Here is a 17,934-nt window from a genome sequence, read left to right on the forward strand (position 1 = left end):
GATCGGGGCGTACGGCACGATGACGCCGTGATCGAAATGCCGGTCGTCGAGTCGGGCTTCCTGGGGGAGTGGGTGGACCGGTTGCGGACGGCGGCCGGCCCACCCGTGGTCGGGATCCTGTTGCGCGGCAGCTACGCCCGCGCCGCCGCCACCCCGTACAGCGACGTCGACCTCGACGTGATCGTCACCGGCTCCAGCTACGAGACGTACCCGGCGTACCTGGCCGAGACCGGCGTCGGGCGCCTCGTGCACCTCTCCATCGCCATGACCGACGCGGCATCCTGGGCCGCACACGTCGCCGCACCCGCCGACTGGGCCTTCGGGCTGCCGGTACGCTCGCCGATGCGGGTGCTGTGGGCCGCCAGCGAGTGGCGCGAGCGGCTCGACCGTACCGAGATCAATCAGCCACCCGCGCGGCCCGAGCTCGAAGCGCTGGTCGCCGGCCTCGGCAAGGTCGCCGGCGCGTTCGCCGCCGGCGACGACCTCGGCGGGCGCTTCGCGGCCAGCGACCTCGCCCGCCGCTGCCCGTCCGTGCTCCGGCTCGCGAACCCGTCGGTCACCGTCGCCAGCCGCCGCGAGGCCCTGGAGGCGGCGCTCGGCCTACCGGCCGCGCCGCCCGGCTACCGCGAGGCCATGCTCACCTGTCTCGGCCTCGCCGGCGGTTCACCATCCGACGTGTACGCGGCCGCGCGCCGCCTGGTCAGCGGGACGGTGGCGACGGTGCGTCCGTACGCCCACGAACTCGCCGAGTCGGTCGGGCCGGACCTGGGAGCGGCCCTGGTCGACGGCCGGCTCGACCGCTATCTGTCGCAACTGCGGCCACACCGCTTCACATGAGCCGCGCGGCCAGGTCGGCGACGGCTGGACCGTCCTCGTCGCGCAGCAGCGACCGCAGGCCGGTCATGGCCGGCTGACCGTCCAGGCCGAGGGCCACCGCCGCCTGCTTCCAGGCGAGCTCGTCGCCGGCCGCCGCCGCGAGCAACTGCAACCCGCGCTGGCCGTTCACGTGCCGGTGCAGGCCGCGCTGGAGCGCCGGCCAGCGGGTGACGATCTCGGCCAGGATGATCAGGCGTCGGGCACGAACCACCATCGCGTCCGGTTCGGCGAGCGGCTCGACCACCTCCATGATCCGTTCGTAGAACTGCCAGACGTTGATCAGGCGCTTGGCCTCCCGTACCGATCTGTTGAACTGTCCCGACAGCCGGCGGATCAGCAGGTCACGTACCTCCGGATGCCCCTCGGCGGACCGCCAGGTGATCGTGTCGACCGGGGTGCGTGGCCGTGGCGCCTTCCGGGTGGTGGGCCTGGCCCGCGACGGGGCCGCCAGCGCGGCGATCGGCCGCGCGTGTGCTGGCGGTGCCACCGCAACAGCGGGTGCCCTGACGGCGGGCCTTTCGGCTGCCGGGCCGGGCGCCGTCACCTCGTCGACGAGACGCCGCACGCCATCGTCGGGTATCTCCGGCACGAGCACCGGCAACTGGATGAGCTTGCGCAGGAACGCCCAACCCGGTGAGGGATCGTCGCCGTGCAGCGCCGCCGCAGGGTCGGTGTGCTTGCCGTACGTGGTGTCCAGGTGGCTGGCGACGACCGCCGAGTCGAGTCCGACGACGAAGTGGGCTCGCAGCCCGCCACGCGAGGCCACATTGGACAAGAACAGGTTGATCGCCTCGAACACCTCGGCGATCGTGCCCGGGCGGCATCGGTCGATGTCGTCCACGAAGACCACGAGTCCATATCCGGCGGCGGCCAGGTCGTCGACCAGGTCGCCGATGTTGTGCTGGTGCAGGTACAGGGCACCGGTGCGGGCCCTGCGCAGTGGGTCGCTGTCGGCATCCTTCTGCTCGTCGCCGCCGACCTGCGTGCCCTCGGCGACCGGACCGGTCAACAGGTCGGTCGGCAGGTAGCTGACCGCTTTGCCGAACCATCGCCGCCACACCGTGTGCAAGGCGCCGGCGACGACGGTCGCTGCCGCGACGGCGATCGCCCAGACCGGCGCGTCCAGCCGGACGATCGCGAGCAGCAGCGGTACGACCAGCGCCACCATGCCGATACCGAGGATCGGTGAGCGGGTGCGCTGGCGCAGCGAGCGGCCCAGCGCGTACCGATCGATCCGCCCCAGGTTCCGCACCAGCCAGTAGTGCTCGCGGTCGGGCTCGGTCGGGTACAGCACGTCGCCCGCCGCCTCGATGATCTCGTTGGCGAGACCGGCCCAGACCTGTTCCCCGGACTGATACGCCCACGGGTTGAACCACGCGGTCACCATCGCGGTCGGCGCCGGTGGTGGAGCTGGCTCCTGCCGGGCCGGGCGTGCCGCGTACCGCCGGATCGCGCGTAGCACGGCGCGTACCGTCAGATGCCGCTCCGACGTCGCGATCCGTGCCGTCGGCGTGGGTAGCCGTTCGCGCACCAGGTTCATCAGCGTGCTCTTGCCACATCCCCACGGCCCTTCGACGCTCACGACGGTCGGCCCGTCACCGTGGGCCGAATTCAGATCGCCGGGCGGCTGCCGGAGCTGGTCGGCGATCGCGTCGGCGAGCGGCTGCCGGCCGATCACGTCCCGCCGGGTCGGCGCGTCCGACACGCCCCACATCGAAACCGGGCCGATCTCGATGGTGCGTACCGCGTGCCCGCGCTCCGGGTCCCACAGCCGCACCGACCCGTCCTGTCCCGCCGACGCCAGCCGGACGCCGGTATCCGGGTCGTACCAGCTCGTCAGCGCCCAGATGCCAGCGACGTGCCCGCCGAGACGGTCACCGATCCGCTCGTGGGCGTCCAGGTTCCACAGACAGATGACGCCGTCGGCACCGCCCGACGCCAACCGGGGGCCGCCGTCGGCCGCCGTCCATATGGCCAGGGCACTCACCCGTCCCGTGTGACCGGTCAGGGGAGGGCCGAGCGCCGCGCCAGTGTCGGCGTCCCAGACTCGTACCGTCCCGTCGTAGCCACCGGAGACCAGCAATGTCCGGGTGCCGTCCTGCCAGACCGCCAGGACCCGGACCCAGCCGTCGTGCGCCACCACGGGAGGGCCGACCGGCGTGCCACTCTCCGGATCCCAGCGCCGGATCGTGCCGTCGACGCCTCCGGACGCCAACCGGCAGCCGTCTGGTCCCTGCCACGACACGACCGACAACACCCAACCGTCGTGCCCCTGTAGCGGGTCGCCGATCTCGTCGACTCTCCGCGGATCCCAGCGGCGGATCGTCCCGTCGATGCCGGCCGAAGCCAGCGCGATCGAGCCGTCCGGCCGCTGCCAGGCGCTCAGCCCCGGTACCCAGCCGGCGTGCCCGGTCAGCGGGTCGCCCATCGCGGCGCCGGTCGCGCCGTCCCAGACACGGACGGTTCCGTCGTCGCCGGTCGACGCGAGCCGCGTACCGGCCGGGTCCATCCACGTCACCATTGCCCAGACCGCGGCCGTATGGCCGGTGAGCGGCTGGCCCACCGCTTGGCCGGTATCCGCGTTCCAGATCCGGATCATGCCGTCATCGCCGCTGCGCGCGAGCCGGGTGCCGTCGACCTCCCGCCAGTTGGCGAGCGCCCACATGCCGGCGACGTGGCCGATGAGCGGCTCACCGGTCGGCTGACCGGTCACCAGGTCGTAGGAACGGATCGCCCCGCCGCTGGCGGCCACCGACAGCCGGGGGCGTCCAGCGGCGCCGACCCACGTGACGAGCGTCGGCAGCGAGTTGGGACCGGTCAGGTTCGGCAGTACGTCGACCGGCGCGCCGATTGCCGCGTCCCAGACGCGTACCGTCCCGTCGGTACTGGCCGAGATCAGCCGGGTGTCACCGCCGGCACCCGTCCATGCGGCGAGTGCCGGTACCCAGTTGTCGTGTCCTCGTAGCGGCGGCACCATCTCACGCCCGGTATCCGGCTGCCAGATCCGGATCGTGCCGTCGTATCCGCCGGACGCCAACCGCGGCGCACCGTCGGGCATCGCCCACCTGGCGAGTGTCCACACACCACCGCTGTGGTTCATCTGCCGGGCGCCGGCACCGCAACGGCTCTCCGGATCCCATACGGTGATCGCACCTTCGCCGTCCGCCACCGCCAGCCGGACACCATCCACAGTGGACCACGCCGAGAGTGCCGCCAGCCGTTTCTGGCCGGTCAGCAGGGGTGGTTCGAGCTGTTCGCCGTTGAGCGGATCCCACAGGCGTACCGTGCCGTCAGCACCCGCCGACGCGAGCCGTGGCGCGCCATCCGCCCCCACCCAGAACGTCACCGCCTGCACCCAGCCGTCATGTCCGGCGAGTTGGGCGCTGCTCGGTGCCTCCGCATCGAGGTCCCAGACGCAGATCGTGCCGTCTTCGCTCGTGGATGCCAACAGCCGCCCGTGCGAACCGGTCCACGCCGCCAGGCTCAGCACGGTCGCGCTGTGGCCGACGAGCGGCGACCCGATCGTGACACCGGCCTCGGGATCCCAGACCTGGATGGTGCCGTCGGTACCCGAGGAGGCCAGCCGTGGCGCGCCGCTCGCCGCCGTCCACGCGGCCAGAGCGCCCACGCCGCCGGCCGTTGGTGCGAGCCACGGTAGGGATGCGGTCGTGATGTCTGCGGCTTCGACCATAGGAAGCTTCCGTTCGATCCGGGGCTTCCAGTGTCAATGATCAAAATAAATGTCGGAGTGCCGCTAGCAGCACTCCGACAATTGTGGTGCTCGAACGGGTGACCGCGTCATGCGCCTGCCGGCAAAACCCCAATCTTGCACGTCAGGGGCGAATCGCCGGCCAGGTAATTTAGCGAGATTTCGTATTCCTGGCCGGCGTGAATCTGCACCGGACCCGTCGTCAGGAAAATGATCTGCGGGTTGAGCAGGAACTCTGTCGGCTTGTCGGCCCAGATACCCGCCGCGAATTCGATGTCGTAGGTGATCTTTACGGCGTTGGCCATGCCTTCGCCGGTGCCCATCACCCGTATCCGGGCATCGACCATGGGGTCGGAGGGGTCGAGGAAGTCGGTGTCCAGGTACGGCGCGGCGCGGCTCAGTGAGTGGTCGCCCGCCAACTCGGTGAAGCGCGAGTCGAAGTTGAGGCGCAGCCCGTACAGCTCCTCCTGGGCGTCGATCAGCTCGACGTAATTCTTCATGAGGCTCGGCACGACGGCGCCGCCGGGCTTCAGGAACTTGCGCAGGTGCCCGACGATCTGCAGCTGCGGCTCAAAGAAGAAGCCGGCGCTGATCACCTCGCTGATGAGAACGTCGACCTTCTCCGGCAGCTCGTACGTGGCCGCGTTGCCGCAGCGCGCGATGATCTTGTGTTCGAGGCCGTTGCGTCGCGCGTTTTCCTCGATGACCCGGATGAACTCGGGGTTCAGCTCAAGGCAGTAGACCCGAGCCGCGCCGGCCTGAGCCGCGAACATCCCAAGCAGCCCAGAACCGCTTCCGGCGTCGACGACGACATCACCAGGCTTGACGGTCTGGAAGATGGCGTTCCGCAGGTACTCGACCCGCTGCGGGTCGAAAAGGCACGCCTGGATGTCGTATGTCGTGAACGCCTTGTCAGTGACGTCGTTGCTGGCTGCCGCGCCAGAATCGCTGGAGGAAACCACCGCTACCTGCTTCTGTGTCGAAGGGCGCGCACCAGCCGGGTGCCAACCCCTGATAATACCAGGAATCGTCTAGACGGATGCGCTCGTGTAATGCCGGTAACCAAGATCATGCCGTCGTATCCGTCGCGTAATTGCTGCTGAGGGGCGATGTGATGGATCTTGGACGCACTCGTGAGCTCGCGCAGGACCGGCCGTAGATCACGCTCGGTGATGGCAACTGCTGGAAACTGTTGATCGCCCACGGAGTAACCCCGAGAATTCTCCATGAACGCCGCGACGAACGGTGCACCGGGTTTCAACGAACGGAGGAACCGCCTGGTCGCGGACTCGAACTCAGCGCGACGACCGGTGATCGACTCGGCCACGAAGAACATCGTTCCCATGTCCCACTGGGCCTCGGGCAGGTGGAAGACGCTCGCCTTCTCTACCTTGACCGCGGCCGAGAGCGCCTCATCGGGGCGAGCCAACCGGCGATACATGTCAGCGGCGGCGACCAGTACGCCCCAGAATGGTTCCCACGATCGCCGGTAAGGCCTGGTCTCCCGTTCCAGCCAGGCGACATTGGTCGCCGAATGCTCCCAAAGGGTGATCGTGCTGGCCAGGGGAAGCATCGCCAGCGCCGGATACAGGTTGGTGCCGGAGCCGACATCGATGCCGTGCCACTGCCTCCCAGATCTCTCCCGAAGCGCCCGCTGGGCGGCGAAGAACCGGCCGACGTGCTTGATGATCGTCTGATCGGGGGGACGCAACTCACCGTAGTTGTGTTGCAGGTAGCGGTCGGGATCGAACAGCTCCCAGGGGCAGTCGGCATTGGCCGGAGGCGCCGCAAGACGCACGGGCCGTGCTTGTGAATCCGTGAGCGACATCCACGTACCCCTCAGCGCTGCGACCAAGTGAACCAAGGCGGCCGGCAGAACACTCCGCCGGCCGCGACCCGGCGCGGCACGTAGGGGCCGCCCAAGGTCGGGCACGGCAACGCTGTGTCGGATTCGCACGATAGCACTCCTCGGCATTACCGACTGTTTCGTATCCGACCTTGATACCCAAAAGGCGCCCGGCTCAACCTCCATCAATGGCAATGGCGCCCGGATGGCCAACCATCCGGGCGCCGTTCGGCCTATGTGAAGGGTTCAATCTTCTAAAGAGCGAGCACGCGGTCCAGGAAGTCCCGGTACCGCCGCATCGCCACCCGCATCGCCTCCGTGTCGGGGGCGTCCGATTGCCGTCGCGGGTCGAGGTCGACCTGCTCGGCCAGGAGGCGCTCGGCGAGCGTGTGCACCGCGCTGGATACGAGCGCCTGTGCCTGCGCCACAGCCGCCTCGGGATCGTCGACGAAGAGCGACTTCACCTGGTGCCAGTCGTCCCGATACCGCTCCGCGTCGTCCTCGCCCCACACCGCGATCGGCGTCTCCGCCACGTCGCCCGGCCGCATCGGGCTGGCGGCCGCGACCAGCGCCGGTTCCTTAGCCGCCTCGCCGTCCGTCGGGGGAGTGGGGGGTGGCGTGCCCCAGTCGTGCTCGTCCTCGTCGTTGGGCCCGTCACCCTCTTCTTCATCGGGGCCGTGCCGTTCACCCTCGCCGTCCGTCGCCGGCTCGCCGTCCGCGGTCGTCTCATCGAGTACTGGCGGAGCGGTCAACAATTCACTGAGGTCGGCGGTATCGTCGGCGGCTTCCACGCCCTCGTCCCCAGCGTCACCCTCGGCCACCGGCTCGTCGACGCTGTCTTCCTCGTCCGCGCCTTCGTCTTCGTCGTCCGCTTCCGCGAGCGCTTCGGCGTCTTCGGCCTCGTCGCCGTCCTCAGTGTCTTCGTCGTCTTCGCCGTCGTCCGCGAGCGCTTCCGCCTCGTCCGTGTCCTCGTCTTCGCCTGTCTCCGCAAGCGCTTCGGCGTCGTCCGTGCCCTCGCCCGCTTCGTCGGCGTCGGGCGTTGCGAGCGCCTCAGCCTCGTCCGGTTCGTCGTCCTCGTCCTCGTCGTCGTCTTCTGACTCGGCGAGCGCGTCGGTGTCGGCCGTGGCCTCGTCTACATCAGCCTCCGCGAGAGCGTCCGCCTCCTCAGCGCTGTCGGACTCGTCGTCTTCCGTCTCGGCGAGCGCGTCGGCGGTGTCGGTCTCGTCCGCGTCGTCTTCGGTCTCGGCGAGCGCGTCGGCGGCGTTGGCTTCTTCGTCTTCCGTCTCCGCGAGCGCGTCTGCGGCGTCGGACTCGTCGGCGTCGGACTCGGCGGTGTCCGTGCCGGCGAGCGCTTCGGCGGTGTCGGTTTCGTCGTCCGTGTCGGTGAGTGCGTCTGTGTCGGCGAGTGCGTCCGCGTCGCCGTCGAGGTCGTCCGCGTCGGTGGTGTCCGCGACCGCCGCGAGCGTGTCGTCGATCTCCGCGAGAGTCTCGTCGGCCTCGTCCGTGGTCGCTGGCTCCGCGAGGGCGTCCGTCTCGTCGAGGCCCGCGTCGTCGGAGGGGGCAAGGGCGTCCGCCTCGTCGAGGTCCGTCTCGGCAGCGGTGGTCGCGGCGGCCTCGAAGTCAGCGGAGGCCGGGGACGCTTCGTCGACGTCATCAAGGGCCGGGGACGCCAGGTCTGCGGGGGCGGTAGATGGGGCGAGTGTGTCGGTGGGGTCCGGGGCGCCGGCCGGGGCGTATGGGGTGGCGAGCGCGGCCGTTGGCGGCTCGGTGGGCGTGGCGGATTCGATCAGTTGGGTGGCGATGGGCGGCAATGGGCTCGGCGGCTCGTCTTCGAGGCGGGGACGGATGACCGGCATCTCGGTCGTCGGCTCGTTGAGCACGGGTGCGTCCGTGGGTGGGCGCGGGCCGGGAAGTGGGATGGCGCCTGGCGCGGGGATGGCGATGGTGGGTTCTGCCTGGCCATTCTGGTCAGGTGTCGAGGTCGGGCTGGGCTGCATGCTGTGTGTCCTCCGTCCGCTCGGCTGAGCGCGACCGGCGGGCGGGTGCCGGTGCGCCCCGGTGCGCCCGTACAGGGTTCTTCGGCGTCGCTGACCCGACGAAGGCTGGATCGGTGACCCCGGGCCTGTGTCGAAGTGGATGACCGGAATGCGGCGGACTCAGACGACGACCGGCAGCGCCGGATCGCCGCCTGGGCCTCGCCTCGCTCCGGCCCCCACTTGGACACAGGCCCGTGGGCCCGATGACCAGAGAAGGGGGAGCGCGCCCCGCCGGAGACGACCCGTGGCGGCGCACCAGTCAACCTACCGCCGGAACACAAATCGCACAGCCCCTGAAACCGCGGTCGGATGCGTACGGAACAATCGGGCACTGTGCCAGTACCTGATCCGCCGACCGGCCGCGTACGGTCGTCCGCCCTGGACCCGGAGATCGCCAGCCGGCTCTGCCGCAACGACGACGGTCTCGTCGCCGCGATCGTGCGCGAGCACACCACCGGCGAGGTGTTGATGATGGCGTGGATGGACGACGAAGCGCTGCACCGCACGCTCACGACCGGCCGTGCGACGTACTGGTCGCGCAGCCGCCAGGAGTACTGGGTGAAGGGCGCGACGTCGGGGCACCACCAGTACGTCAGGTCGGTGGCGATCGACTGTGACGGCGACACCGTCCTGGTGAGCGTCGAGCAGGTGGGCGCGGCGTGCCACACGGGCGCGCGCACGTGCTTCTTCACCGAGTTGCCCGCGAAGCAGGGGAGTCCCGCATGACGTCCGGTGCCGTGAGCCCCGACGAGCGCACCTTCGCCGAGCTGGCGGCCACCCGCCGGGTGGTACCGGTGACGCGGCGGCTGCTGGCCGACGGCGAGACCCCGGTGGGTGTGTACCGGAAGCTGGCCGGCGGCCCGGGCACGTTCCTGCTGGAGTCGGCCGAGCAGGGCGCCGGCTCGGCCGGTACGGCGTGGTCGCGGTACTCGTTCGTCGGGGTGCGCAGCGCCGCCACGCTGGTCGAGCGCGACGGGCAGGCGGAGTGGCTGGGCACGCCACCGGCCGGGTTGCCCACCGAAGGCGATCCCGTGGCGGTGCTGCGCCAGACGGTCGCGGCGCTGACGGGTGACATAGCTGTAGACGGCCTGCCCCCGCTGACCGGTGGCATGGTCGGATACCTGAGCTACGACCTGGTGCGCCGGTTCGAGCGGCTGCCGAGCCTCGCCACCGACGACATCGGGCTGCCCGAGCTGGGCATGATGCTGGCGACCGACCTGGTGGTACTCGACCACTACGACGGCTCGGCGATCCTGGTGGCGAACGCGATCCTTCCCGAGCATGCCACCGACGCCGCCCGCGCGGCCGCGTATCACCACGCGGTGGGCCGGCTCGACGCGATGACGACGGCGCTGTCCCGCCCGATCCCGCCGATGATCTCCACTGTAGACAGTGCGGCGCTGGGTGATGTGGTGAGCCGCACCGAGCCGGGCGCGTACCCGAAGGCGGTCGAGACGGCCAAGGAGGCCATCCGGGCCGGCGAGTGCTTCCAGATCGTGGTGGCGCAGCGGTTCGAGCGGGAGACCGCTGCGGACCCGCTCGACGTGTACCGGGTGCTGCGCGCCACCAACCCGAGCCCGTACATGTACCTGCTGCGGTTCGACGGGTTCGACATCGTTGGCTCGTCGCCGGAGGCACACCTCAAGGTGACCGGTGCGCCGACCCGGCGGGCGTTGCTGCACCCGATCGCCGGGACCCGGCCACGCGGGGTCACCCCCGAGCAGGACGGCGCGCTGGCCGCCGAGCTGATCGGCGACCCGAAGGAGCGCTCGGAGCACGTCATGCTGGTCGACCTGGGCCGCAACGACCTGGGCCGGGTGTGCCGGCCGGGCACGGTGGAGGTGCCCGAGTTCGCGATGGTCGAGCGGTACAGCCACGTCATGCACATCGTCTCGACCGTCGTGGGCGAGCTTCGCGAGGACCAGACGGCGTTCGACGCGCTCGCCGCCACGTTTCCGGCGGGCACGCTCTCCGGCGCGCCAAAGGTGCGCGCGATGGAGATCATCGAGGAACTGGAGCCGACCCGCCGGGGACTCTACGGCGGCACGGTCGGGTACTTCGGGTTCGGCGGCGACATGGACATGGCGATCGCGATCCGCACGGCACTGTTCCGGGGCGGCCGGGCGTACGTGCAGGCGGGCGCGGGGATCGTGGCCGACTCGGACCCGCTCGCCGAGGAGCGCGAGACGCAGAGCAAGGCAGCGGCGGTACTGGCCGCCATCGCTGCCGCGGAGACGCTGAAACCAGCACGGTGATCAGGGCGTCCCTCAAGTCGTTAGGGCAACTTGAGGGACGCCCTGATCACGAAGAAGGGGGCGAGATGAACGCTCGGCGGGAGATCAGCATCGCGGTGGTGCTCAGTGCCGCCGGGGCTGGGCTTGCCCTCTTCGCGGCCACTCGCACGTGGTGGGTCGAGGTGGTGCCGCGGCCGGCGCCGTTGCCGGCGACCCGCACGCCTCACGACGGTGGCGGTCTACTGCCGGCGCTCGCACTCGTCGGACTGGCCGGGGCCGGCGCCCTGGTGGCCACCAAAGGGCGGGCGCGCAGGTGGCTGGGCGTACTGCTGCTTCTGAACGGTGCTGGAGTGGCGACCAGCGGGGCTCTCGGTCTGGCCGATGCCACCGGTTGGCCTCTGGCCTGCGTAGCAGGTGGGGTGTTGCTCGCCGCCGGGGGCGCGCTTGCCGTCGTGCGCGGCGGCGGATGGCCGAGCCTTGGTACGCGCTACGAGCGCGCGCCGGTCGTGACCTCGGACTGGGACGCGCTCGACCGGGGCGAAGACCCGACGCTGCGCTGACTGAGCTGCCGGCGGACCTCGGCGATGCGGTCGGCCCGGGCCCGGTCGGCGCAGACGGCCTCCCAGGCGTTGCCGCGGGCGGTGCGTATGCGGCCCTCGCCGACGACGGCCCGCTCGACGGTGTCGATGACGCCGACCGCCATGGAGAGAACCGTGCGAGGGATGGCGACGAAACCGCTCTCGGGTGTGTTCATGGCTTCGCTCCGCATGTGATCAGCCGGGTGGGACGCCGTCGAATAGTCTGCCCGATAGCCACCCTGCCGGGGGCGTGTTTCGGGGTGGTGACCGCGTCATCAACTCTCCGGTCTCCGAGCCGTATCGGCAACGCCATGCTCGTCACACCGGAATGCCGGGCTTGTCCGAAACGCCTTCATGATCGCGCACCGTGACGTTCTCGTAGCGGGCGGCCGGCATTATGCCGCATTCCAACGAGTGAGGGTTGCCATACCCCGGACTCCAACTATTCCGTGGCGGCGCCTAGCATCGGGCGAATGACACCCGGAAAGGGGAGTCCGTTGGTGACTGCTGAGCATGCAAGCGCGGATGACGATGGCAACCGGCCATCCGTGAGTGTGCTCGACGAGATTCTCGCTGGAGTGCGCGAAGACGTCGAGCAGCGACAACGACAGGTCTCGCTGGAGCGGGTTAAGGAGCTGGCCGCCGCGGCGAAGCCGGCGCGCGACGCGTACGCCGCGCTGCGCAAGCCGGGCGTCGCGGTGATCGCCGAGGTGAAGCGGTCGTCCCCTTCGAAGGGACAGCTCGCCGAGATCCCGGACCCAGCAGACCTGGCAACCGAGTACGCGGCCGGCGGCGCCCGGTGCATCAGCGTGCTCACCGAGGGGCGGTGGTTCGGCGGGTCTCTCGAAGACCTCGTGTCGGTACGCGCCGCCGTCGATGTGCCGGTCCTGCGCAAGGACTTCATCGTCTCCAGCTACCAGGTGCACGAGGCGCGGGCGCACGGCGCCGACCTCGTGCTGTTGATCGTGGCCGCCCTGGAGCAGAACGTGCTCACCGGCCTGCTGGAGCGCATCGAGTCGCTGGGCATGACCGCCCTGGTCGAGGTGCACACCGAAGAAGAGGCCGACCGCGCGCTGGAGGCCGGCGCACAGGTGATCGGCGTCAACGCCCGTGACCTGCGCACGCTGGAGGTCGACCGGTCGGTGTTCGAGCGGATCGCCCCGGGGCTGCCCGGCAACGTCGTCAAGATCGCCGAGTCGGGCGTGCGGGGTCCGCACGACCTCATCCGGTACGCCTCGGCGGGCGCCGACGCGGTCCTGGTGGGCGAGGGCCTGGTGACCCAGAAGAGCCCCCGCGACGCCGTGGCCGAGCTGGTCAACGCCGGCAACCACCCCGCCACCCCGCGGCCCGTCCGGTGACGGCCTCCCTCGCCGGCCTCCTGCCCGACGTCGCCGGTCACTTCGGGCGGTACGGCGGCCGGTTCGTGCCGGAGGCGCTGGTCGCCGCGCTCAACCAGCTCGACGCCGCCTACCGGCACGCGATGGCCGACGAGGCGTTCCAGGCGGAGTTCGGCGCGCTGCTGCGTGACTACGCCGGTGTGCCCTCGCTGCTGTATCGGGCCACCCGGCTGTCCGAGTCGGTGGGCGCCAACATCCTGCTCAAGCGGGAAGACCTCAACCACACGGGCGCGCACAAGGTGCGCAACGTACTGGGCCAGGCGCTGCTGACCAAGCGGATGGGCAAGCGCCGGGTGATCGCCGAGACCGGTGCCGGCCAGCACGGCGTCGCCAGCGCCACCGCCGCCGCGCTCATGGATCTTGAGTGCGTCGTCTACATGGGTGAGGTCGACACCGAGCGGCAGGCGCTCAACGTCGCCCGCATGAAGATGCTCGGCGCCACCGTCGTGCCGGTGACCAGTGGTTCGCGCACGCTCAAGGACGCGCTCAACGAGGCGCTCCGCGACTGGGTGTCCACAGTCGACCACACGCACTACTGCATCGGCACGGCGGCGGGCCCGCACCCGTTCCCCGCGATGGTGCGCGACTTCGCGCGCGGCATCGGCGTCGAGGCGCGGCGGCAGTGCCTCGACCTGACCGGTGGGCTGCCCGACGCGGTCGGCGCCTGCGTCGGCGGCGGCTCCAACGCGATCGGCATCTTCCACGCGTTCGTCGGTGACGAGGGCGTGCGGCTGTACGGGTTCGAGGCGGGCGGCGAGGGCATCTCCAGCGGCCGGCACGCCGCGCGCTTCTCCGGCGGCACCCCGGGCGTGCTGCACGGCACGCGCACGTACGTGCTCCAGGACGACGACGGGCAGACCCTCGAATCACACTCGATCTCGGCGGGGCTCGACTACCCCGGCGTCGGACCCGAGCACGCGTGGCTGCACGACAACGGCCGCGCGTCGTACCTGCCGGTGACCGACGACGAGGCGATGGGCGCGTTCCAGCTGCTCTGCCGCACCGAGGGCATCATCCCGGCGCTGGAGAGCGCGCACGCGGTCGCCGGGATCATCAAGGTCGTGCCGGCGCTCCGCGAGGAGCTCGGGCGCGAGCCGACGATCATCATCAACCTGTCCGGGCGCGGCGACAAGGACGTCGAGACGGCCGGCGCCTACTTCGGGATCCTGAAGTGAGTATTTCGGTCGCCTTCGAGAAGGCGCGGGCCGAGGCGAGGCCCAGCGGGCGGGAGCGCCCCGGGCGGGCCCTCGTCGTCGGGTGCATGCCCGCCGGGTTCCCCACGGTCGAGGGCAGCATCGCGTCGATGAAGGCGATGGCTGAGGCCGGCGTCGACGTGATCGAGGTGGAGCTGCCGTACTCCGACCCGGTCATGGACGGCCCGGTGATCCAGAAGGCGAGCGACATCGCGCTGGCGGCCGGGGTACGCACCCGTGACACGCTGCGCATCATCGAGGCGGTCGCGGCCACCGGTGTGCCGGTCGTGCTGATGACGTACTGGAACCCGATCGAGAAGTACGGCGTCGACGCCTTCGCGCGCGATCTCGCCGCCGCCGGCGCCACCGGCATGATCACGCCGGACCTGATCCCGGACGAGGCGCAGGAGTGGCTGGCCGCGTCCGACGCCCACAAGATCGACCGGACGTTCCTGGTCTCCCCGTCGTCGACCGACGACCGGATCGCGATGACCGTCGAGCACTGCCGAGGGTTCGTCTACGCGACGTCGATCATGGGTGTCACCGGTGCGCGCGAGCAGACCTCGTCGCTGGCGCCGGAGCTGGTCGCCCGCGTGCGCGCGGTCAGCGACATCCCCGTCGGCGTGGGCCTGGGCGTCCGCGACGGCGCGCAGGCCGGCGAGGTGGGGCGGTTCGCCGACGCGGTGATCGTGGGCAGCGCGCTGATCCGGTGCGTCCTGGAGGCACCGGACGAGGCGGCGGGGCTCGACGCCCTCCGCACGCTGAGCGCCGACCTGGCGGCCGGCGTCCGCGCCTAGATTCAGCCCCGCACTACCGTGATCAGGGCGTCCCTCAAGTTGTTAGGGCGACTTGAGGGACGCCCTGATCACGGAAGGGACGTCGCGAGCGCCGCGACGGGCTGGTCGGCCTCGACCGCCTCGGGGAGCTCGGGTTCCTTGTCGCGCTGGACCTCGCGCAGCACGCCGCTCCGCCCAGACACCGCGTCGGCGACGGCGGCCCGCGCGGTCGGGGTCATCGGCTCGGGCAGCGAGTCGGGGTCGTGCCACGAGAGGCGGCTGATGCGGCCCGGCGAGTTGACCGACGGCTCGCCGCCGGCGATCTCCGCGCGGAAGACGTGCATGAGCACGTCGGGCATGTCTTCGCCGCACGCGTCGCCGGTGAGCTGGTAGATGCCCAGCAGGTCGACCATGTGCGTCTCCAGCCCGGTCTCCTCGCGGATGTCGCGCACAGCCGCGTGCATCGGGCTCTCGGCCTGGCGGATGCGACCGCCGGGCAGGCACCAGAGGCGGTGCCCTTGACGTAGCTGACAGAGCAGTACGCGGCCGGCGGCGTCGGTGATGACGGCGGCGACCGCGGAGGTCAAGGAGCTCATGCATCGAGCCTAAGGCCGCCCGGACCCCAAGTCAGCCTTCCGGCGAGGGCAAACAGAGGTCAAAGAGCTGCCGACCGGGGTGACGCGACCGGCGCTGGCGACGGTAGCGTGTGCACCCGTGACAATCGCCGCAATCCCGAGCCCGAGCACCGCCGTCTGGCACCTCGGCCCGATCCCGCTCCGGGCGTATGCCCTCTGCATCATCCTCGGCATCGCGGTGGCGTGCGCGGTGACCGAAGTGCGGCTGCGCCGCCGGGGCGGCCCGCAGTGGGCGGTGCTCGACATCGCGCTGTGGGCGGTGCTGTTCGGCATGGTCGGCGCGCGGCTCTACCACGTGATCACATCGCCCCAGGACTACTTCGGTGACGGCGGCGAGCCCATCCGGGCGCTCTACATCTGGGAGGGCGGCCTCGGCGTCTGGGGAGCCATCGCGGGTGGCGCGCTCGGCGCGTGGCTGGCAGCCCGCCAGCTCGGCATCCCGTTCACGGTGGTGGCCGACGCGGCCGCGCCGGGCCTGCCGCTCGCGCAGGCGGTCGGCCGGATCGGAAACTGGTTCAACAACGAGCTGTACGGCGGTCACACCGACCTGCCGTGGGGCCTCAACGTGCACCAGATGGACCCGGACAACCCCGGCGAGGCGCTCAAGGACCAGAACGGCGATCCGATCCTGGAGCCGGGCGGGCCGTTTCACCCCGCGTTCCTGTACGAGGCGCTGTGGAACGTCGGCGTCGCCGGCCTGGTGATCTGGGCCGACCGCAAGTGGAAGCTCGGCAAGGGGCGGGCGCTCGCGGTCTACGTGATGGGCTACACCGTGGGGCGGTTCTGGATCGAGCTGATGCGCACCGACGAGGCCAACAAGATCCTCGGTGTCCGCCTCAACGTGTTCACCTCGATCATCGTCTTCCTCGGCGCGCTCATCTTCTTCCTGCGGGTCCGCGGCACCCGGGAGTACCTCGTGCCGGTCGACGCCCCGGTGGTGGCGCCGGTGGGGGCGGCCGGCGGTGACGTGTCGCAGCGCGACGTGTCGGGTGCGTCCGGTGCTACCGCGCGCAAGCCTCAGCGGTACCGCGCGGTGACAGAAGAGCAGTACCGTGCGTACCAGGAGACGGGTGTGATTCCCGAGGAGAAGGGCGACCTCCTCGACGACTTCGCCGACGACGACGTGGATGACGTGGAGGACGAGCCCGACGACGACGTGGCCAGCGACGGGCCGGACGACGACGCGGACGACGATGGCGAGGGCGGCTCAGGCGGCGGGTCGGAGACCGGCTCTGAGAGTGGCGAAACGTCGGACGAAGAGTCGGACGACGAGTCCGACACCGACGCCCGGAGCCGCGCCGAGAATGGCGGCGATCCGGCCGTCAGCACCGGCGACCGCTGAAGTAAGGGGGCGCAGCCCATGCGTACCGCAGTGGTCGTGGGTGCCGGGATCGGTGGCCTCGCGGCCGCGGGCGGGCTGGCCCGGTCCGGTTGGCAGGTGACGCTGCTGGAGCGTGACGACCGGATACGCGCCGGTGGCACCGCGCTGATCCTGTGGCCCAACGCGGTACGGGCCCTCGAATCACTCGGCATCTCCGACGGGCTGGCCGCGATCGCCACGCCGCTGCCCGACACCGGGGTACGCCGTCCGGACGGCCAGTGGCTCGTGCAGCCCCGGATCGGCGGCACGCGGCTGCCGGTCGTGGTGCACAGCGACGACCTGCACGACGCGCTGGTGGCGGGCCTCGGCGACCGGGTCGAGATCCGCACCGGCGCCGCGGTGCGCTCGGTACGCGCCAACCCGGGTGACCGGCCGGCGGTCGGCGACGGGCGCCACACGTACGAGGCCGACATCGTGGTGGCCGCCGACGGCATCGACAGCGCCGTCCGGCAGCGTCTCGCGCCGGAGTCCACCGTGGTCAGTTCCGGCTGTGCGGCGTGGCGGGCCGTGATCCCGTGGTACCGGGCGCCCCGCCTCCCCGGCGACGTACCGGTGCGCGGCGAGACCCTCGGCGCCGGATACCGGTTCGTGGCCGCCTCGCTGGGTGAGCGCGGCTCGGCGGGCGCCTCCACGCGGGGCGGCATCTACTGGATCGCCACGGCCGCCGGTGCGCCCCGCCCCGAGTCGCCCGCGACCCAGCTCACGCTGTTGCGCCGGTGGTTCTCCGACTGGCACGCCCCCGTTGGCGACCTGCTCGCCGCCACCGAGCCCGACGACCTGGTGCAGCAGGAGGTACGCGAGCTGCGGCCGCTGCCAAGGGGATACGGGTTCCCGGCGGGCACGGGCGGATTCGTGCTGCTCGGCGACGCCGCGCACGCGATGCCCCACCACCTCGGCCAGGGCGCGTGCCTCGCGTTGGAAGACGCGGCGACGCTGCGATCGGTCCTGCGCGAGGTCGTTCCCGGCCAGCAGGCGCAGGCGGCCGTCGAGACGTACTCGCGGATGCGCCGGCCGCGCGCGGTGACCGTCGTGCGCCAGACCCGCCGCATGTCGGCGGTGCTCCAGACGCGCGGGCGCCTGGCGTTGCGGGCGCGCGATGCCGCTCTCGGCACGATCAGCCCCCGCCTGATGAGCAGCGCCGCGACCGCGGCTGCCGCCTGGAAACCCCCCGCCTGACCCGTGATCATTGCGTCATTCAAGGCGTCCTTACGACGTGAATGACGCATTGATCACGGAGAAGGGGGAGACCGAATGAACCGAATGGCCGGCTGAC

Annotated in this window: 15 protein-coding genes; 9 read left to right on the top strand and 6 right to left on the bottom strand. The window is 71.0% G+C overall.

Features of this window, described 5'->3' with window-relative positions; translation table 11 throughout:
- Nucleotides 1-36 precede the first annotated feature (36 nt).
- Entirely contained in the window at nt 37-837 is an 801-nt protein-coding gene (locus QMG73_RS32270; protein ID WP_281902089.1) for a nucleotidyltransferase domain-containing protein, read from the top strand.
- On the opposite strand, the gene QMG73_RS32275 is transcribed toward QMG73_RS32270, so the two are convergent.
- The 4 genes from QMG73_RS32275 to QMG73_RS32290 all read right to left on the bottom strand — a co-directional run bounded on the left by QMG73_RS32275 (nt 830) and on the right by QMG73_RS32290 (nt 8,242).
- Nucleotides 830-4,567 (bottom strand): P-loop NTPase fold protein, encoded by a 3,738-nt coding sequence (locus QMG73_RS32275; protein ID WP_281902022.1) that lies wholly within the window; start codon nt 4,565-4,567, stop codon nt 830-832. The two genes, QMG73_RS32270 and QMG73_RS32275, sit on opposite strands and share 8 nt — an antisense overlap.
- 107 nt (nt 4,568-4,674) lie before the next feature.
- The gene (locus QMG73_RS32280) at nt 4,675-5,547 is read right to left on the bottom strand and encodes a 50S ribosomal protein L11 methyltransferase (RefSeq protein WP_281902025.1); all 873 of its coding nucleotides are present in this window, start codon (nt 5,545-5,547) and stop codon (nt 4,675-4,677) included.
- A 2-nt stretch (nt 5,548-5,549) separates the two neighbouring features.
- A complete protein-coding gene (locus tag QMG73_RS32285; protein ID WP_281902027.1) occupies nt 5,550-6,413 on the bottom strand; it encodes an SCO2525 family SAM-dependent methyltransferase in 864 nt (287 codons plus the stop codon).
- A gap of 272 nt (nt 6,414-6,685) precedes the next feature.
- Complete coding sequence (locus QMG73_RS32290; RefSeq protein WP_281902029.1) at nt 6,686-8,242, bottom strand: hypothetical protein; 1,557 nt, start codon at nt 8,240-8,242, stop codon at nt 6,686-6,688.
- A 534-nt stretch (nt 8,243-8,776) separates the two neighbouring features.
- On the opposite strand from QMG73_RS32290, the gene hisI reads away from it, so the two are divergent.
- The 3 genes from hisI (at nt 8,777) to QMG73_RS32305 (ending at nt 11,261) form a co-directional block, all read left to right on the top strand.
- Nucleotides 8,777-9,193 (top strand): phosphoribosyl-AMP cyclohydrolase, encoded by a 417-nt coding sequence (gene hisI, locus QMG73_RS32295; protein ID WP_281902031.1) that lies wholly within the window; start codon nt 8,777-8,779, stop codon nt 9,191-9,193.
- On the top strand, nt 9,190-10,722 hold the full coding sequence (locus QMG73_RS32300) for an anthranilate synthase component I (protein WP_281902033.1): 1,533 nt from the start codon (nt 9,190-9,192) through the stop codon (nt 10,720-10,722). Before hisI ends, QMG73_RS32300 begins: the two co-directional genes overlap by 4 nt.
- A 65-nt stretch (nt 10,723-10,787) precedes the next feature.
- Entirely contained in the window at nt 10,788-11,261 is a 474-nt protein-coding gene (locus QMG73_RS32305; RefSeq protein WP_281902034.1) for a Trp biosynthesis-associated membrane protein, read from the top strand.
- Here the strand turns inward: QMG73_RS32305 and QMG73_RS32310 are convergent.
- Nucleotides 11,189-11,455 carry a hypothetical protein gene (locus tag QMG73_RS32310; protein WP_281902035.1) on the bottom strand — a complete coding sequence of 89 codons (267 nt, stop codon included), beginning with the start codon at nt 11,453-11,455 and terminating at the stop codon, nt 11,189-11,191. The genes QMG73_RS32305 and QMG73_RS32310 overlap by 73 nt on opposite strands.
- A gap of 378 nt (nt 11,456-11,833) precedes the next feature.
- On the opposite strand from QMG73_RS32310, the gene trpC reads away from it, so the two are divergent.
- From trpC to trpA, 3 genes are read left to right on the top strand one after another with little or no spacing between them, the layout of a single operon-like run.
- Nucleotides 11,834-12,637 (top strand): indole-3-glycerol phosphate synthase TrpC, encoded by an 804-nt coding sequence (gene trpC, locus QMG73_RS32315; RefSeq protein ID WP_281902091.1) that lies wholly within the window; start codon nt 11,834-11,836, stop codon nt 12,635-12,637.
- Nucleotides 12,634-13,851, top strand: a complete 1,218-nt coding sequence (gene trpB / locus QMG73_RS32320) for a tryptophan synthase subunit beta (protein ID WP_281902036.1) — start codon at nt 12,634-12,636, stop codon at nt 13,849-13,851. Before trpC ends, trpB begins: the two co-directional genes overlap by 4 nt.
- The gene (gene trpA / locus QMG73_RS32325) at nt 13,848-14,666 is read left to right on the top strand and encodes a tryptophan synthase subunit alpha (RefSeq protein WP_281902038.1); all 819 of its coding nucleotides are present in this window, start codon (nt 13,848-13,850) and stop codon (nt 14,664-14,666) included. Before trpB ends, trpA begins: the two co-directional genes overlap by 4 nt.
- A gap of 68 nt (nt 14,667-14,734) precedes the next feature.
- On the opposite strand, the gene QMG73_RS32330 is transcribed toward trpA, so the two are convergent.
- A complete protein-coding gene (locus tag QMG73_RS32330) occupies nt 14,735-15,241 on the bottom strand; it encodes an NUDIX hydrolase (protein WP_281902040.1) in 507 nt (168 codons plus the stop codon).
- A 118-nt stretch (nt 15,242-15,359) separates the two neighbouring features.
- On the opposite strand from QMG73_RS32330, the gene lgt reads away from it, so the two are divergent.
- The gene (gene lgt, locus QMG73_RS32335; protein ID WP_281902042.1) at nt 15,360-16,622 is read left to right on the top strand and encodes a prolipoprotein diacylglyceryl transferase; all 1,263 of its coding nucleotides are present in this window, start codon (nt 15,360-15,362) and stop codon (nt 16,620-16,622) included.
- Nucleotides 16,623-16,640: 18 nt separating this feature from the next.
- Nucleotides 16,641-17,837: an FAD-dependent oxidoreductase gene (locus QMG73_RS32340; protein ID WP_281902044.1), complete on the top strand. Its 1,197-nt coding sequence runs from the start codon at nt 16,641-16,643 to the stop codon at nt 17,835-17,837.
- The last annotated feature ends 97 nt before the right edge of the window (nt 17,838-17,934 follow it).

This window comes from Phytohabitans aurantiacus (genome assembly GCF_027923225.1).
Taxonomy (GTDB): Bacteria; Actinomycetota; Actinomycetes; order Mycobacteriales; family Micromonosporaceae; genus Phytohabitans; species Phytohabitans aurantiacus.

Excerpts from the sequence above, each read along its gene's own strand:
- QMG73_RS32270 (WP_281902089.1), top strand. The coding sequence starts at position 37 with ATGCCGGTCGTCGAGTCGGGCTTCCTGGGGGAGTGGGTGGACCGGTTG.
- QMG73_RS32275 (WP_281902022.1), bottom strand. The coding sequence starts at position 4,567 with ATGGTCGAAGCCGCAGACATCACGACCGCATCCCTACCGTGGCTCGCA.
- QMG73_RS32285 (WP_281902027.1), bottom strand. The coding sequence starts at position 6,413 with ATGTCGCTCACGGATTCACAAGCACGGCCCGTGCGTCTTGCGGCGCCT.
- hisI (WP_281902031.1), top strand. The coding sequence starts at position 8,777 with ATGCGTACGGAACAATCGGGCACTGTGCCAGTACCTGATCCGCCGACC.
- QMG73_RS32300 (WP_281902033.1), top strand. The coding sequence starts at position 9,190 with ATGACGTCCGGTGCCGTGAGCCCCGACGAGCGCACCTTCGCCGAGCTG.
- QMG73_RS32305 (WP_281902034.1), top strand. The coding sequence starts at position 10,788 with ATGAACGCTCGGCGGGAGATCAGCATCGCGGTGGTGCTCAGTGCCGCC.
- QMG73_RS32310 (WP_281902035.1), bottom strand. The coding sequence starts at position 11,455 with ATGAACACACCCGAGAGCGGTTTCGTCGCCATCCCTCGCACGGTTCTC.
- QMG73_RS32330 (WP_281902040.1), bottom strand. The coding sequence starts at position 15,241 with ATGAGCTCCTTGACCTCCGCGGTCGCCGCCGTCATCACCGACGCCGCC.
- QMG73_RS32340 (WP_281902044.1), top strand. The coding sequence starts at position 16,641 with ATGCGTACCGCAGTGGTCGTGGGTGCCGGGATCGGTGGCCTCGCGGCC.